This is a genomic window from Acinetobacter sp. YH12155 (assembly GCF_013418255.1).
GTDB lineage: Bacteria > Pseudomonadota > Gammaproteobacteria > Pseudomonadales > Moraxellaceae > Acinetobacter > Acinetobacter indicus.
Genome location: NZ_VPCK01000031.1, coordinates 1 through 13,687, shown reverse-complemented (window position 1 = coordinate 13,687; position 13,687 = coordinate 1). Strand labels below are relative to the sequence as shown.

Annotated in this window: 17 protein-coding genes; 6 read left to right on the top strand and 11 right to left on the bottom strand. The window is 47.9% G+C overall.

All coding sequences use genetic code 11. The annotated features are described in order from the left end of the window. Positions 1-196 precede the first annotated feature (196 nt). From FTU86_RS13015 to FTU86_RS13005, 3 genes are all read right to left on the bottom strand, one after another. Positions 197-1,585 (bottom strand): dihydrolipoyl dehydrogenase, encoded by a 1,389-nt coding sequence (locus FTU86_RS13015; protein WP_160241628.1) that lies wholly within the window; start codon positions 1,583-1,585, stop codon positions 197-199. Positions 1,586-1,831: 246 nt separating this feature from the next. After that, positions 1,832-2,254, bottom strand: a complete 423-nt coding sequence (locus FTU86_RS13010) for a beta-lactamase hydrolase domain-containing protein (RefSeq protein WP_127800592.1) — start codon at positions 2,252-2,254, stop codon at positions 1,832-1,834. Continuing rightward, the gene (locus FTU86_RS13005) at positions 2,247-2,582 is read right to left on the bottom strand and encodes a TIGR01244 family sulfur transferase (RefSeq protein ID WP_005182227.1); all 336 of its coding nucleotides are present in this window, start codon (positions 2,580-2,582) and stop codon (positions 2,247-2,249) included. The genes FTU86_RS13010 and FTU86_RS13005 overlap by 8 nt, the downstream gene beginning before the upstream one ends. A gap of 124 nt (positions 2,583-2,706) precedes the next feature. Here FTU86_RS13005 and FTU86_RS13000 point away from each other — a divergent pair, with 124 nt between their 5' ends. The 3 genes from FTU86_RS13000 to FTU86_RS12990 all read left to right on the top strand — a co-directional run bounded on the left by FTU86_RS13000 (position 2,707) and on the right by FTU86_RS12990 (position 4,475). Continuing rightward, entirely contained in the window at positions 2,707-3,603 is an 897-nt protein-coding gene (locus FTU86_RS13000; protein WP_005182237.1) for an alpha/beta hydrolase, read from the top strand. Next, positions 3,604-4,035, top strand: a complete 432-nt coding sequence (trxC, locus tag FTU86_RS12995) for a thioredoxin TrxC (protein ID WP_016659552.1) — start codon at positions 3,604-3,606, stop codon at positions 4,033-4,035. A gap of 71 nt (positions 4,036-4,106) precedes the next feature. Beyond that, a complete protein-coding gene (locus FTU86_RS12990) occupies positions 4,107-4,475 on the top strand; it encodes an acyl-CoA thioesterase (RefSeq protein WP_171525181.1) in 369 nt (122 codons plus the stop codon). A 65-nt stretch (positions 4,476-4,540) separates the two neighbouring features. Here FTU86_RS12990 and FTU86_RS12985 read toward each other — a convergent pair whose 3' ends face one another. Further along, positions 4,541-5,047: a DUF4442 domain-containing protein gene (locus FTU86_RS12985; protein ID WP_016659551.1), complete on the bottom strand. Its 507-nt coding sequence runs from the start codon at positions 5,045-5,047 to the stop codon at positions 4,541-4,543. Between the two features lie 28 nt (positions 5,048-5,075). Further along, the gene (locus FTU86_RS12980; RefSeq protein ID WP_005182257.1) at positions 5,076-5,564 is read right to left on the bottom strand and encodes a YajQ family cyclic di-GMP-binding protein; all 489 of its coding nucleotides are present in this window, start codon (positions 5,562-5,564) and stop codon (positions 5,076-5,078) included. A gap of 91 nt (positions 5,565-5,655) precedes the next feature. Between FTU86_RS12980 and FTU86_RS12975 the strand changes: the two genes are divergently transcribed. Next, on the top strand, positions 5,656-5,970 hold the full coding sequence (locus FTU86_RS12975) for a rhodanese-like domain-containing protein (protein WP_005182260.1): 315 nt from the start codon (positions 5,656-5,658) through the stop codon (positions 5,968-5,970). A 177-nt stretch (positions 5,971-6,147) separates the two neighbouring features. On the opposite strand, the gene mnmC is transcribed toward FTU86_RS12975, so the two are convergent. Genes mnmC through FTU86_RS12955 form a run of 4 tightly spaced genes read right to left on the bottom strand, consistent with a single transcriptional unit; the run spans position 6,148 to position 9,489 of the window. Next, positions 6,148-8,025 (bottom strand): FAD-dependent 5-carboxymethylaminomethyl-2-thiouridine(34) oxidoreductase MnmC, encoded by a 1,878-nt coding sequence (mnmC, locus tag FTU86_RS12970; protein WP_171502430.1) that lies wholly within the window; start codon positions 8,023-8,025, stop codon positions 6,148-6,150. Positions 8,026-8,055: 30 nt separating this feature from the next. Beyond that, on the bottom strand, positions 8,056-8,538 hold the full coding sequence (locus FTU86_RS12965) for a hypothetical protein (protein WP_160241626.1): 483 nt from the start codon (positions 8,536-8,538) through the stop codon (positions 8,056-8,058). 5 nt (positions 8,539-8,543) lie between these two features. Then, positions 8,544-8,846: a YciI family protein gene (locus FTU86_RS12960; protein WP_005182271.1), complete on the bottom strand. Its 303-nt coding sequence runs from the start codon at positions 8,844-8,846 to the stop codon at positions 8,544-8,546. A gap of 31 nt (positions 8,847-8,877) precedes the next feature. Continuing rightward, entirely contained in the window at positions 8,878-9,489 is a 612-nt protein-coding gene (locus FTU86_RS12955) for a septation protein IspZ (RefSeq protein WP_104473306.1), read from the bottom strand. A 44-nt stretch (positions 9,490-9,533) separates the two neighbouring features. Here FTU86_RS12955 and FTU86_RS12950 point away from each other — a divergent pair, with 44 nt between their 5' ends. Then, the gene (locus FTU86_RS12950) at positions 9,534-10,409 is read left to right on the top strand and encodes a PHP domain-containing protein (RefSeq protein ID WP_160241625.1); all 876 of its coding nucleotides are present in this window, start codon (positions 9,534-9,536) and stop codon (positions 10,407-10,409) included. A gap of 49 nt (positions 10,410-10,458) precedes the next feature. On the opposite strand, the gene FTU86_RS12945 is transcribed toward FTU86_RS12950, so the two are convergent. Both FTU86_RS12945 and radC read right to left on the bottom strand, forming a co-directional pair. Beyond that, positions 10,459-11,370, bottom strand: a complete 912-nt coding sequence (locus tag FTU86_RS12945) for a bestrophin family protein (protein WP_005182277.1) — start codon at positions 11,368-11,370, stop codon at positions 10,459-10,461. 70 nt (positions 11,371-11,440) lie between these two features. Next, positions 11,441-12,136 (bottom strand): DNA repair protein RadC, encoded by a 696-nt coding sequence (gene radC / locus FTU86_RS12940; protein WP_005182279.1) that lies wholly within the window; start codon positions 12,134-12,136, stop codon positions 11,441-11,443. 113 nt (positions 12,137-12,249) lie between these two features. Between radC and coaBC the strand changes: the two genes are divergently transcribed. Continuing rightward, positions 12,250-13,524 carry a bifunctional phosphopantothenoylcysteine decarboxylase/phosphopantothenate--cysteine ligase CoaBC gene (coaBC, locus tag FTU86_RS12935; protein WP_005182280.1) on the top strand — a complete coding sequence of 425 codons (1,275 nt, stop codon included), beginning with the start codon at positions 12,250-12,252 and terminating at the stop codon, positions 13,522-13,524. Positions 13,525-13,687 lie beyond the last annotated feature (163 nt).

Sequence of the window (13,687 nt, the reverse complement as noted above, 5' to 3'; positions counted from 1 at the left end):
CCCGAACTCAGAAGTGAAACCTCTTAGCGCTGATGGTAGTGTGGGGTTACCCATGTGAGAGTAAGTCATCGCCAGCTCATTAATTCAAAATCCCCCTAGCTTAAATAGCAGGGGGATTTTTTTATGCGGGAAATTTGTGTGGGAAATAAAGATAAGTAGAATCAAAATGACAGTGAAATGAGAAAAATAGAGAAGATTAACCTTCCTCTTGATTTCTCAACTGTCGGCGAGCATGTTTTAAAGCCGTTCTTAAACCTTCTTCAAGCGTCGGGTGATAGAAAGGCTTAGCAAGAAGTTCATCTAACGTTACCCCTTCATCAATTAGCCAGGCAAAAGTATGGGCAAAATGTTCGGCAGATTTTACAAAGAGTTCTGCACCTAATAATTGGCGTGTACGTTTATCAATATAAATTTCGACAGCACCCTTATTTTTAGCCAGAACCATCGCCCGACCTTGACGCTCATAAGACACTTTTCCAATCACAAAGTCGATGTTCTTGTTTTTAAGCTGTTTATAGCTTTGGCCAGCAATTGCCATTTCCGGTTGACTAAACACAATACTCAGCGGTGTTAAGTCTTTTAAATTCTTCAGTTTTGGATAATTGAGGCAGTTATGCACTGCACCTCGGCCTTCATGGGCTGCTTCATGCTGAATGGGGGTAGAGGTATGTGCATCACCAACCACAAAAATTGGGTAATTTCCCAGTTGTTTGGTTTGTGGATCAATCGGTAGCTCTTTAAGATTACCGAATTGAGAGTCAATCTGTTGTAGATTCAGCGAATCTAAATGACTACGACGGCCGGTGGCCACCAGTACATAATCAACCATAAGGTGCTGCGTTTGACCTTGCTCGCTAAACTCAAGCTTGACCTGATTGCCTACCTTTTCCACGTTTTGCGGTAAGACTTCAAACTTAATCTTTAATTCATTACTGAGAAGTTCTTGGGCGAGTTGTTGTAGATCAGGACTGGTCAGTGCACCAACACGACGGCTTCGTGCGAATATTGTCGTATCACAGCCCAACCTTTGCATGGCTTGAGCCAGCTCCAGTGCAATGACACCACTGCCAATCACGGCTAAAGATTTAGGGATGGCGTCTAGTTCAAAGATTTGATCTGAGGTAATCAGTCGTTCACCGAGCTGCTGCTTCCATTCAGCGTCATAGGTTGGGGTAGAGCCGACAGCCAGAATAAAGGCTTTGGCCTGATATTGCTGTTGGTTCACCTGTACGGTTTGAGCATCAATAAACTCTGCCTTGCCTTGAATTTTGTGTTGTGCATCCCAGCTTTCGACTTCTTTTAAAGTGGCCTGGGTGAAATGGTCACGTAAAGCGCGGACATGCGGCATCACCTGTGTGGTATCGACCTGGGCTTTGATGTTGAGACCAACTTTATCTGCTTCTTGCAAATCGTGTAGGCGATGTGCAGCAGAAATCAGCACTTTACTGGGCATACAGCCCACTCGGGCACAGGTGGTGTCCCAGGAACCGTCATTAATAATAAGAATATTTTGTGTGTGCTTAATGGCTTCTTGATAAGCAGTGATTCCTGCTGTGCCTGCACCAATAGTAATAATGTCGTACATAGGAGCAATTTCAATAAAGAGAGATACTATCGAATATATAAAAAAACCCTCTATTTAGAGGGTTTTTTATCAAATAGTTACACTTCAATTCATTAACGAGCTGAGTACTTCAAATATCTATTGTACATTCACGTTTTTTAAATTTGATATTAAAGTGTAGTCCCCACACTCACCCCCACCGTTGGGCGGACATCCATGGAGCTACAACCTGCCAGTACACATGCACAAATCAGCATGATCCAGATTTTATTCATGTAATAACCCCTGATTTTTTGCCTGATTAAATAGGGCTGCCGAACGTGAACCACTACGACAGACCATTAAAATCGGTTTCGGCAGTTCGTTATAGTACTTCGCAAACTCCTGCACATCGGCCTGAGAAATTGCACCGCTGCTTACGGGTTGATAAATCACGCTAACCCGGGATTTCTCGGCAATGTCACGTAATTGATTCACTTTCACCGTGTTACCTGCTTCCTGATCAGGGCGGTTCACAATCACTGATTTAAACCCATCTTGCAGCAAGATCTTAAATTTCTCAGGTGTCATTTGCCCAGAAACACTAAGATTGGCATTTAACGCACGGCTAAAATCACTGGCAGCAACGCATAGGGAGGTCGTGGTCATTGAGAGTGCCAAAACCATCCCCATCCACAACGACTTAGTCATCTAACAGGTCCATTTGTTTGGCCAGTTGATATAAGTTGTTTGAGCGGTTGCCGGTACGGCAGAACATCAGAACCGGTTTTGGCAATTCATTAAAGTGATTGGCAAAGGTGCGGACGTCTAATTCGGTGATTTGCCCAGCCACCACCGGTTGATAGACATAATCTAACCCTGCATTACGCGCTGCATCTTCAATTTGTGCGCTGGTCGGTTGTTCCGGGCCACCTTCCATGTCTGGACGGTTGTTAATAATTGATTTAAAGCCTTTTTCAACCACTTGGGTTACGTGTTCCGGGCCAATTTGACCTGCAAAGCCAACATGCTCACTCATAATGCCACTCCATCATCCATATCTGAATATTATGCTCTATAATACCACTAGCCAGATTTTCGCGCAGATTGTTCTGAAATATTTATAAACGATTACAACCATAAAACAACGCACTGGAGCAGCCATGCATGCCTATACTGTCGAGCCTCTCTATGTCAAAAGCGGTCAGGAGGTCATTGCTGCCGATTTTTACCTGCCAAAAACTTCCACTAAACCAGCCGTAATTTTAATGGCGCATGGTCTGGCCGGCCTGCGTCAGTTCAAGTTGGTGCAATATGCCAAACGCTTTGCCCGCGCCGGTTATGCGGTGGTGCTGTTTGATTATCGCTATTGGGGCGGCAGTACCGGGCGTCCGCGGGAGCTGGTGTCGTTGTCGCGGCAGCTGGATGACTGGCGTACCATGATTTCACATGTACAGGAACGGCAATCGGTGGATGGGCGGCGGATTATCCTGTGGGGTACAGCGCTAAGTGGCGGCTATGTTTTAACTTTGGCTTCGCAGTTAAACCATTTAAAAGCGGTGATGGTGCAGGTGCCATTTGTGGATGGAGCGGCCAGTGCCAAGCTGTATCCGATTCAGCAGCTGCCACGTGCCTTAAAAATTTCCAGTCAGGATTATATGGGCGCTAAAGTCGGCTTAATGCCAAAAACCTTGCCGGTAGTTGATCCGAAAGGGCTGTGTTTCTTACCGACGGCGGATAGTTATGAAGGTTATCTGTCGATTTTACATCCAGATTTTTACTGGAGTGGCGAGATTCCGGCACGGGCGCTGTTTCATCTGATCCGTTATCGGCCGATTCAGGATGTGCGCCAGATTAATATTCCGGTGCTGTTTATTGCCGCCAAACGCGACAGCCTGATCCCGATTGAATCGAGTCGTGAAACAGCCACCAATATTGCGCCTTATGTGCAATATCATGAATGGGATATGCAGCATTTTGATGTTTATCATGGCCAATATTTTGAAAAAGCCGTCAAGACTCAATTAGAATTTCTACATCAGCATATTGGAGTAAGCTAAATGATTGTTGTCTGTCCAGCCTGTAGTGCCAAAAACCGTGTTCCGGAGGATAAGCTAACTGCCCATCCAACATGCGGACAATGTCATCAGGCTTTAATTCCACTGGCGCCGATTGACCTGAATGAGCAGAATTTTAGCCAGTTTATCCAGCACAGTGATTTGCCAATCCTGATCGACCTGTGGGCAGAGTGGTGTGGACCCTGCAAGATGATGGCGCCGCATTTTGCCCAGGTTGCGGCGCAATATCCGCAAGTAATTTTTGCTAAAATTAATACTGAAGAAAATCCGCGTTTAAGCAGTGCTTTTAATGTGCGCAGTATTCCCACGCTGGTGTTGATGAATAAGACCACCGAAATTGCTAGAATAAGCGGCGCATTAAGATCGACCGAACTGAAACAGTGGTTAGATCAGCACTTAACTTCAAACCCTTAATCACGCCCGGAGCGAATGTGTCAGATTCTCAACTAAAACCGGAAGGGACGCTCTCTCTTCAAACCATTGCTATGCCTGCCGATACCAACTGGAGTGGAGATGTGTTCGGGGGCTGGATTGTTTCGCAGATGGACTTGGCCGGGGCAATTCATGCCGAGCGTTTTACCCAAGGTCGCTGTGCCACCATTGCCATTAACCAGATGACCTTTCTGGTGCCTGTGAAAGTGGGTGATGTGATCAGCTGCTATACCAAAATCCTGAAACTGGGCAATACCTCAATTCAGATGCAGATTGAAGTCTGGGACAGCCATGACAGTTCACGTGCAGCAAAACGCGTTACCGAAGGCGTCTTTACCTTTGTCGCGGTAGATGTCAAAGGCAACAAGCGTCAGATTTCCGAGGAAGTGAAGCAGAAGTATCTGGAATCGCAAGCTGTATAATTTGTGCACTCAAAGATCAAAAATCCCAGTTCTGAAACTGGGGTTTTTTTATGGTTTAAAGCGGGTTAACGGGCTTTTTTAAGCTGATCTTTACTGACCCAGGCCCAGAGCATTTCACATTGAATTGGTGCTTCACCCGATTCATCGGTCACTTCGACCGCAACCAGCGTTTCACCTTTTTCGGTGTGTTGCATCAAGTGCTGCTGTTCTGCTGTCAGCGTTGCGACTGCGGTCATGGCGCCTTGCGTCGGGCGTTTAAAATCAACTTTAAAGCTTTTAATTAACACAATCGAGTGATCGGGCACATTCATGCCGGTCACAAAGCCGGTGGCGGTTTCTGCAATTAGCGCCATAGCACAGGCATGTACCTGGCCAATATGGTTTTGCATGGCTTTATGATTGTCAATTTTCACCACCACTTTGGCCGAACTGACTTCGAGATATTTTAATTTGGCTGTCCCCACCATAGGCACGATCCGGCCAAAGGCTTTGCTCCACAAAGTGGTGCGAATCACCTGTGGAAATTTTGCTGTCGCTTTGACTAATTTTGCTAAACGATTCGCTTGTGCCATGATCGATTCCTATGCGGGAGCAAAGAGCTTAATCTTTGAAGTTGTTAAATTGCAGTGGCAGGCCAAATTGCTGTTCTTTTAAAAACGCCATCACTTGCTGTAAGGTGTCGCGTTTTTTATCCGTCACACGGATTTTGTCGCCCTGAATAGAAGATTGCACTTTAATGCCGCTTTCTTTAATGGCTTTATTAATTTTTTTCGCGGTATCAGAGTCAAGACCATCTTTAAGCTTCACCGTCTGAATCACGTTTTTACCTGAGGCCGTGGCTTTTTGCGGGTCTAGCGCCTGCACATCAATCTTACGTTTATAAAAATGATTCTCCAGCATGGTATATACTTGCTCACATTGGAAATCACTTTCGGTTTTGATTTTGATCTCTTTGGCTTTCTCATTCAGTTCGATAGAAACATCTTGACCACGGAAATCGAAACGTGTTGCGATTTCTTTTTGAGTATTCTGAACTGCATGATTTACTTCAAAAATTTCTAATTCTGAAACAATATCGAAAGATGGCATAGTTTAGACCTTTACAAATGGAAAGAATATCTGAGATGCTAGGGATGTTTTCTTCATTTGCCAAGTGTTGTTTACATCAAAGGAGTGCACAATGATCCGTAAGCAAGAAATTACAACATTTGAGTTCCCAGAAAATGCAATCATCTGGGATGTCCGTGATGCAAGTGCTTATGCTGAAGCGCATATTCAAGGCGCAGTCAATCAGCCAATTGCCAACTTGTCAGCAGATAGCTTGACTCAGGTGTCAGCGGATCAACCGATTTACATCTTATGTGGCGGTGGCAGCAAAGCGCCGCGTGCGGCTGAATTGTTAGAAGAGCTGGACAGCTCACGTGAATATGTGGTGCTGATGGGCGGTACCCGTGCTGCACGTGATGCTGGTTTGCCTTTGGTTCAAGGGCAATAAGCAAAAAGCGCCGTCAGGCGCTTTTTTGTTGATCATTGACTAAAAAGATCAGAACATTCCCTCATATGATCAAGCATTTTAAATGAAGAAAATAAATGCTCTCCTCGACTTCCACACTAAGCCTGATCTTTCAAACTAAACCGGGCCATCATTCTCGATCTATACAACGTTTTTAGCTTAGGCCTTAAAATACGGTTTCTTGGCTTTGGCTTTCTTTTGAAAACGGCGGATGTTAAGTTTCTCCAGTACCTGCATCGGCACCGGGCAGGCCTCATTTAAAATCTGTGCGGCCAGAATTTCACTGCATAGCGGTGCAAACAGAAAACCTTTGGAACCGAGTCCAGTCAGGCTATAGACTTGCTGTCCGGTTTCAAGTGCTCCAAGCAGCGGGAAATAATCCTGACTTTGCGCACGGATTGACGCACGGCCTTGCCAGCTGTGTGGATCAGGCAGGGTGTCCGCATAGTCGGGGAACACGCTACGGATCAGCGCCAGATTATGTTCATGATCTTCTCGTAAGACTTCGGCATCATCCCGACCCGGATAAAAAGACGCGCCTAAAATCAACTGCTCTGCATCGAGCTGCATACAGTAACCGCCATAACTATAGGCGCTATCTAAACGCAGCGGTTGCTGGGTATTCTTCAGCCAGCTGACCTGACCCCGAATCGGTTTTAACAGCGGATAATGTTCAAAAAACTGGCCAGATTCACGGGCTGTGCAGACAAAGACATGATCAAACTGGCCCAGAGATTGGTTGTCACTGAACAGTTCCGGTCGATCTGTCGGGTGAATCTGGGTGATTTTGGCCTGCTGATATTGAATCCGCTCATGCGCCAGAATCTCCGCACACAGTTGATGTGGCGACACCGCGCCAGCCTGTAGCAGACGCAGGGCAGGAAATTCTGATCGCAGCTGTGCGTCTAAATCTTTTTCCAGAATACCTGGCGGATATTGATCGGCCAGTGCCAGCAGCTGTTCCGGATTTTTTAGCCCAAGCTGATTGACCTGAATCGGGCGGAAGGCCTGAAACTTTGCATAATGATTTAAGGCATGTTGCCAGGCCAGGGTCATTAAATGGGTATGGCTCTGTTCAATAGCACAGAGCTTCGGATTGAGCAGGGCCAGTGGATTGCCCGAGCCACCCGCCAGTGGCGCGCTTTGATCATACAGAGAAACTTGATGCCCACGCTGAGCAAAAGCCCAAGCCAGACTTAAACCGGCAATACCGGCACCAATAATGGCAATATGCCGTTGCTGTACAGAGGTCGAAGGAACTGAGGTTGCTGGTTCAGTTTCCCGTTCTGGGCTAAGCGGTTCTTCTGGCGCTAACCAGATGCCTTTTAGCATTTCGCGTTTATGGCCAAACCCGTGCGGCCGGGAAATATGAATCCCGTGCTGTCTTAAACCTCGCTTTAACACCCCGGCTACACTAAAGGAAGCGAAGGTAGTGCCGACATCTGACAGGCGAATAATATGATTGAGCACCTGTTCTTCCCACATATCCGGATTGCAGGAGGGCGCAAAGCCATCTAAAAACCAGGCATTGACCTGTGTGGTTTTGGCCATCATCGGAAAGACATCGTGCGCATCACCGAGCCAAAGGTCGATAGAAAAACGCTGCTCCGGAAACGACAGGCGATGACAGCCGGCCAGTGGTAATGGGTACTGGGCAATCAGCTGATCGGCCAGAGGTTTTAGTTCCGGCCAGGCATTTAAGGCGCGAATTAAATCGGCTTTGGAAAGCGGAAATTTCTCCACCGAAATGGCATGTAAATGGCTGTGATTCTCAGGACGCACCTGTTGCCACAATTGCCATAAGGCCAGAATATTCAGGCCGGTGCCGAAGCCAGTTTCTCCGACACAGAAATATTCATAATCTTGCAGGGCTGCCAGACGCCCGGACAGGTCATTACCGTTTAAAAACACATGCCGGGTTTCCAGCAGGCCATTGTCCTTGGAAAAGTAGACATCCCCAAACTGTTTCGACACCGGGACATCAATGCCCTCAATATGTTGCCAATCGAGATCGGCGGTTTGAATGCGATTAGACAACACCCAGATTACCTTTAATGAAGCAGAACATTACCACTGACGGCGACGTTTGGTATACACATAGCTGGCCACCAAAAAGCCCAGCAACACGCCGACAGCCAGGGTCGCAGCGCCGTAAAGAAACATCTGCGCGCTACGTTCACTTTGTAAGACCTGAACCTGTACACCCAGATTGTCATTTTTCAGCTGCAGTTCCTGGTTTTGCGCCAGTGCTTCCAGATTGGCTTTTTCCAGCTGTTGCAGGCGGCTTTCCTGATCTTTGACCAGCGCCTTGATTTTGGCCTCCTGTGCCGCTTTATTCTTGGCCAGCTGCTCAGCGGTCAACGGCTGGTTGGCTGTTGCCGGCGCTGTGGTGGTGGCCACAACCGGTATAATCGCCGGTTTGGCTGGCGTTGCGACCGCTGGCGTGACTTGAGCCGTGGTATTTATAGCAGCGGGTACAGCCGGTTCAACGGCCCACAGTGCAGAACAGAAGAAGGATAGACCCAGTAGACTCGGGACAACAACGCGCATGCAGCTTATCCTTTAGGAAATGCTTTATTAAAAGGTTTGACTTCAATCTGGCCATAGACGCCTGCTTTCAGGAATGGCTCATCTTGCAGCCAGGCATCAAGGGCTTCACGAGAATCAAAATCGACAATAATGGTACTGCCATAAAAGCCCGCTTGCGGATTGGCCGGATCTTTCGGCATCGCACCGGCGACAATCAGACGGCCTTCATCATCCAGCTGTTGCAGACGTTCAAGATGTTGCGGACGAATGGCCAGACGTTTTTCGACGGTTCCTTCGTTATCGGTACAGGTCACCACAAATAAAGGCATAAGGTATTCTCGCTCAAGCGGACTGAAGGATTTATTCGGCAGTTTTAAAGTATTTACGCAATACAATAAACTGAATAATGATAAAGGAAAACATCACAATCATGTCACCAAAAGCAGTGAATTCTCCCCAGTATTTTCCACCCATAAAGATATAGGCAAAGAAACCGTGCAGGAAGGACATTAGCAGAAACATCCCGACCCAGGCATAGTTCAGTTTCAGCCAGCCTTTGTCGCTTAAATTAAACACTGGTCCAAACAGACGCTGGATTAACGGCTTGCGATCTTTGCTGAACCACGGCGACAGCAGGAAGGCGCCAGCAAAGACCAGATTCAGCAACACAGCTTTCAGGCGAATATAGAAGTCATCGCTCAGCATCAGGGTAATGCCACCAAAAATCACGGTCATAAACAGCACAATCCACTGCTGTTTGTCCAAACGGAATTTTTGCGACACAAATAGCGCACCATACACCACTAACATGGAAATGATCAGACCGGTGGTGGCCACAAGAATGTTATTGTTATCCACACCACCGGCAGAGCCGATCATTTGCAGCAAAGGATGGTTGGTATCTTTTGGATCTACAGTTTTATATAAATAAAAGAAAATAATGAGTGGCACAAAGTCTAAAAGTGCTTTCATGTTAGAGTATCTAAATCTGATCAAATAAATGTCATAGTATAGAGATGCACGGCGTAGATTTACATACACATAGCAATATTTCTGATGGAACTTTAAGTCCGCAGCAATTGATTGCTGCAGCAGCTGAACTGTCGATCCATACGCTGGCATTGACCGATCATGACAGCATGGACGGAATTGCATTGGCCCAGGAAGCAGCGAAAAATCACGGGATTAAGCTCATATCTGGCGTAGAAATTTCCAGCCAGTGGTCACGTCCAGCGACCAAAAAAAGCTATGGTGTACATATTGTGGCCTTGAATATGCAAAATCCGGCGCCGATGGCGGCACTGCTGGCCCAGCAAAAAAATATTCGTGCCGCGCGCTCCAAACAGATTTGCGAGCTGCTGATTCCGCTGATTGGTGAAGATATTTATGCCGATGTGATTGCCAAGGTCGATAATGTGCCGGATCGGGTGACCCGTACCCATATTGCCAAAACCCTGGTGGAAAAAGGCTATGTCAGCCGGCCGCAGCAGGCCTTTGATAAATACATTAAAGAAGGCAAAAAAGCCTATGTGAAATTTGAAGGCTTGGGCTTGGAAGACACTATCCAGGTGATTCATGCCAGTGGCGGTTTTGCGGTGCTGGCGCATCCGACCCGTTATGATCTGTCGGCGACCAATATCCGTTACCTGATTGAAATTTTCGCCAAATTTGGTGGGGATGCTGTCGAGTTACCGCCGGCGATTGATCCAAGCTCTACCCGGCAGATGGTGGACCGGATGATTGCCGAGCATGGCTTAAAAGTCTCGGTCGGTAGCGATTTTCATGGTGAAAATATGCCGTGGATGAAACTGGGCAATATTCCCAGCCTGAAACCGGGGCAGGTCGGAATTTGGGAAAGTTTTGCCGATCTATCACCGGCGCTGACTGCGTAAACGTATTTCAGCATCAAAAAAAACCTCAGCTGGGCTGAGGTTTTTTGCTTTAGAGCAGGTTATTGTCCTGTGCCTGAATTGGTGGTGGTGTCGGTTTCCCCAAAGTCGAGAGTAATTCGATTTCAATGGTGCGCACCATCGCATCTAAAGGCAAGTCATTACTTTGCGTACCAAAAGGCTCTTCAATTTCCGAGCTTAGGGCGTCCAACCCCAAGAAGGTATAAGCCAGAATCCCGACCAGTAGTGGTGTCGCCAGCCCCAGCGTCGAGCCCAAGCTAAACGGCAGCATAAAGCAGAAAAAGTACACGGTACGGTTTAGCAATACCGAATAGGCAAACGGCAGCGGGGTGGTGGCAATCCGGTCACAACCGGTTTGCACCAGGCTAAGCTCCATCACATGCTGGTTCATCTGGCTGTAAATAATATCGGAAATTTCACCTTCTTTTAGGGCCTGCATTAGTTCCCATTGAATCAGGCTGAGGGTATATTGCGGCGCATTGGCCTGTTGATACAGCTGGGTTACGGCCTGCTGGCTCATACCGCTGGTTTCTACCAGTTCAGTCGGATTGGCAGTTTGATGGCGCAGACGGTCACGCAACACATTGGCAAACACAATCACATGCTGAATCACCCGTTCCCGGCGGCCTTGGGCCAGCATCCGGCAGTCGCGGTCAAAATGGCGCGCATTGGCAATTAACATGCCCCACAGTTTGCGGGCTTCCCACCAGCGGTCATAACAGGCCGAATTTTTAAAGCCAAGGAAAATCGACAGCACCACCCCAATTAAGGTAAAGCCGATCAGGGGGAAATCAGAGAAGTGAAAATACCCGACATAGGACAGGCCGCCGACAATCGCCGACAGCAACATGACCACACCCAAAGGCGGTAACACCTTCGGTAAGATGGTACCTCGCCAGGAAAATAACAGCCTAAATACGCTCGGTTGGTCACGTACAATCATGTCTGGGAATCAGCTTAAGTTTTTCATGATCTTCTGTGCTGGCCGGGTTTTTGTCAATATGTTGCGCTGCTTAAAATGTCGACTTGATGAGTTGATGTTCAGCAAAGGAAAAACTGCCTTCGGGAGCAATAATACAATGATCAATCAGGCGGATATCAACCAGCTGGCAGGCCTGCTGGATGCGCTGGGTCAATTGTAAATCGGCCGGTGAGGGCTGTGGCTGTCCCTGAGGATGATTATGACTGATCACCAGCGCCGTAGTGTTTTTCTGGATGGCAAAGCGTAGCAGCTGGTTGATCGAAATTTCACATGAATTGAGCGCGCCAAAAAACAGTTTCTTAAAACAGATTTTGCGCAGCTGCGCATCCAGGCACAATACTGCAAATACTTCCTGAGTTTCACCGAGCAGTTCAAAGCGTAAATAGTCCAGTAGCAGCCGGGAGGAGCTGAGTTCCAGTTTGTCCTGCTGCAAATGCTGGGCGGTATAGCGCCGGCCCAATTCCTTGACCGCCATCAGCTGGCTGTATTTACTTGGACCCATGCCATGAAACTGGCTTAAATCGGGCAGGGCGGCATCGAGTACCGCATTCAGGCTGCCAAAGGCCTGTAATAAATGACGGGCCAGTTCAACGGCAGAGTACTGCTGGGAGCCGGAGCGCAGGAAAATAGCCAGCAGTTCGGCATCGGAAAGACTGTGCGCGCCGTACTGGATCAGGCGTTCACGCGGACGCTCCTGTTCCGGCCAATGTTTAATACTGAAGTTCATTGTTGTTAGACTTATTGGTTATGAATTGTTATGGATTTCGCCCAGACATGTCTTGGGAATGACAATATTTAATGCTATTGTGAGCCCCACTGCAACAGAAAGGTAAGCTGTTCGTGAGTTTTGATTTAAGTGTCATTCCTAATAAAAATATTATTGTGGGTATTACTGGCGGTATTGCCGCCTACAAAAGTGCCATTCTGGTTCGCCGTTTAAAGGACGCTGGCTTTAACGTCCGGGTGGTGATGACCGAAGGGGCACAAGCCTTTATTACACCGCTGACCTTTCAGGCGTTGTCGGGCAATCCGGTGCATACCCAGTTGCTGGACCCGGAAGCCGAGGCCGGCATGGGGCATATTGAACTGGCACGCTGGGCCGATCTGGTGCTGATTGCACCGGCCAGCTGTGACACCCTGGCCAAATTTGCCGCCGGTCTGGCAGATGACTTGTTATCGACTTTATATCTGGCCACCAGTGCCCCGGTCTGGGTGGCACCGGCCATGAATCAGCAGATGTGGGCGGCCAAAGCTACGCAGCGCAATCTGGCGACGCTGGTAGACGATGGCGTGCATGTGATTATGCCGGAATCCGGCTCACAAGCCTGTGGTGATGTCGGTCTGGGCCGTATGCCTGAGCCGGAAGAGCTAGCGCGTCAGGTCACCGATTATTTCCATAAAGCGCAGCGTGCGATTGCTGAAAAATTTGGCTTACTGGCCAGCAAGCATGTGGTGATTACCGCCGGGCCAACCCGTGAAGCGATTGATCCGGTACGTTATATTTCCAATCATAGTACTGGAAAAATGGGCTTTGCCCTGGCAGCAGCCTGCTATGCAGCTGGCGCCAAAGTTACGCTGATTGCCGGGCCGGTCAGTCTGGATACACCAAACGGGGTCCGCCGTATTAATGTATCTTCAGCCGTGCAGATGCTGGACACCAGTATGCAGTTGCTGGATGAAGGCTGTGATGTGTTTATTGCCACCGCGGCGGTTGCCGATTATCGCGTGGCTGAAGTTGCAGAACACAAAATCAAAAAATCCGGAGATGAACTGGATATCGCCTTAATCAAGAATCCGGATATTGTGGCGACTATCGCGCAGCAGGACAAACGTCCGTTTATGGTCGGCTTTGCCGCTGAAACGCGCAATGTGGAAGAATATGCGGCCGGCAAACTGGTGGCGAAAAAGCTGGATATGATTGCCTGCAATGATGTGTCCCGTGCAGATATCGGCTTTGCCTCTGATGAAAATGCCATGACGGTGTTCTTTGCTGAAGGCTATCATCTGCCAAAACGCGATCTGGAAAAAGCCTCCAAGCAGGAAATTGCCCAGCAGCTGGTCGAAGCCATTCATGATGCCTTGCACCATGATCCGGCGCAGGATGAAGCCTTCTGATCTTGTCAGAACAAATAAAAAAGCCCTGCAAGTGCAGTAATGCCAGTCAGTTAAGAGATTGACTGGCTTTTTCTTGGGTATTTTTGAGGTTTTCCTTTTACAACCCTTGGGTAACTCCTCATCCGTCTCTCAGGTATAACATACCGATTAGATTTCTCCATTA

What these genes read in the sequence shown, in the direction of transcription:
- FTU86_RS13015 (WP_160241628.1), bottom strand. Translation starts at nt 1,585, where the DNA reads ATGTACGACATTATTACTATTGGTGCAGGCACAGCAGGAATCACTGCT.
- FTU86_RS13010 (WP_127800592.1), bottom strand. Translation starts at nt 2,254, where the DNA reads ATGACTAAGTCGTTGTGGATGGGGATGGTTTTGGCACTCTCAATGACC.
- FTU86_RS13005 (WP_005182227.1), bottom strand. Translation starts at nt 2,582, where the DNA reads ATGAGTGAGCATGTTGGCTTTGCAGGTCAAATTGGCCCGGAACACGTA.
- FTU86_RS13000 (WP_005182237.1), top strand. Translation starts at nt 2,707, where the DNA reads ATGCATGCCTATACTGTCGAGCCTCTCTATGTCAAAAGCGGTCAGGAG.
- trxC (WP_016659552.1), top strand. Translation starts at nt 3,604, where the DNA reads ATGATTGTTGTCTGTCCAGCCTGTAGTGCCAAAAACCGTGTTCCGGAG.
- FTU86_RS12990 (WP_171525181.1), top strand. Translation starts at nt 4,107, where the DNA reads ATGCCTGCCGATACCAACTGGAGTGGAGATGTGTTCGGGGGCTGGATT.
- FTU86_RS12985 (WP_016659551.1), bottom strand. Translation starts at nt 5,047, where the DNA reads ATGGCACAAGCGAATCGTTTAGCAAAATTAGTCAAAGCGACAGCAAAA.
- FTU86_RS12980 (WP_005182257.1), bottom strand. Translation starts at nt 5,564, where the DNA reads ATGCCATCTTTCGATATTGTTTCAGAATTAGAAATTTTTGAAGTAAAT.
- FTU86_RS12975 (WP_005182260.1), top strand. Translation starts at nt 5,656, where the DNA reads ATGATCCGTAAGCAAGAAATTACAACATTTGAGTTCCCAGAAAATGCA.
- FTU86_RS12965 (WP_160241626.1), bottom strand. Translation starts at nt 8,538, where the DNA reads ATGCGCGTTGTTGTCCCGAGTCTACTGGGTCTATCCTTCTTCTGTTCT.
- FTU86_RS12960 (WP_005182271.1), bottom strand. Translation starts at nt 8,846, where the DNA reads ATGCCTTTATTTGTGGTGACCTGTACCGATAACGAAGGAACCGTCGAA.
- FTU86_RS12955 (WP_104473306.1), bottom strand. Translation starts at nt 9,489, where the DNA reads ATGAAAGCACTTTTAGACTTTGTGCCACTCATTATTTTCTTTTATTTA.
- FTU86_RS12950 (WP_160241625.1), top strand. Translation starts at nt 9,534, where the DNA reads ATGCACGGCGTAGATTTACATACACATAGCAATATTTCTGATGGAACT.
- FTU86_RS12945 (WP_005182277.1), bottom strand. Translation starts at nt 11,370, where the DNA reads ATGATTGTACGTGACCAACCGAGCGTATTTAGGCTGTTATTTTCCTGG.
- radC (WP_005182279.1), bottom strand. Translation starts at nt 12,136, where the DNA reads ATGAACTTCAGTATTAAACATTGGCCGGAACAGGAGCGTCCGCGTGAA.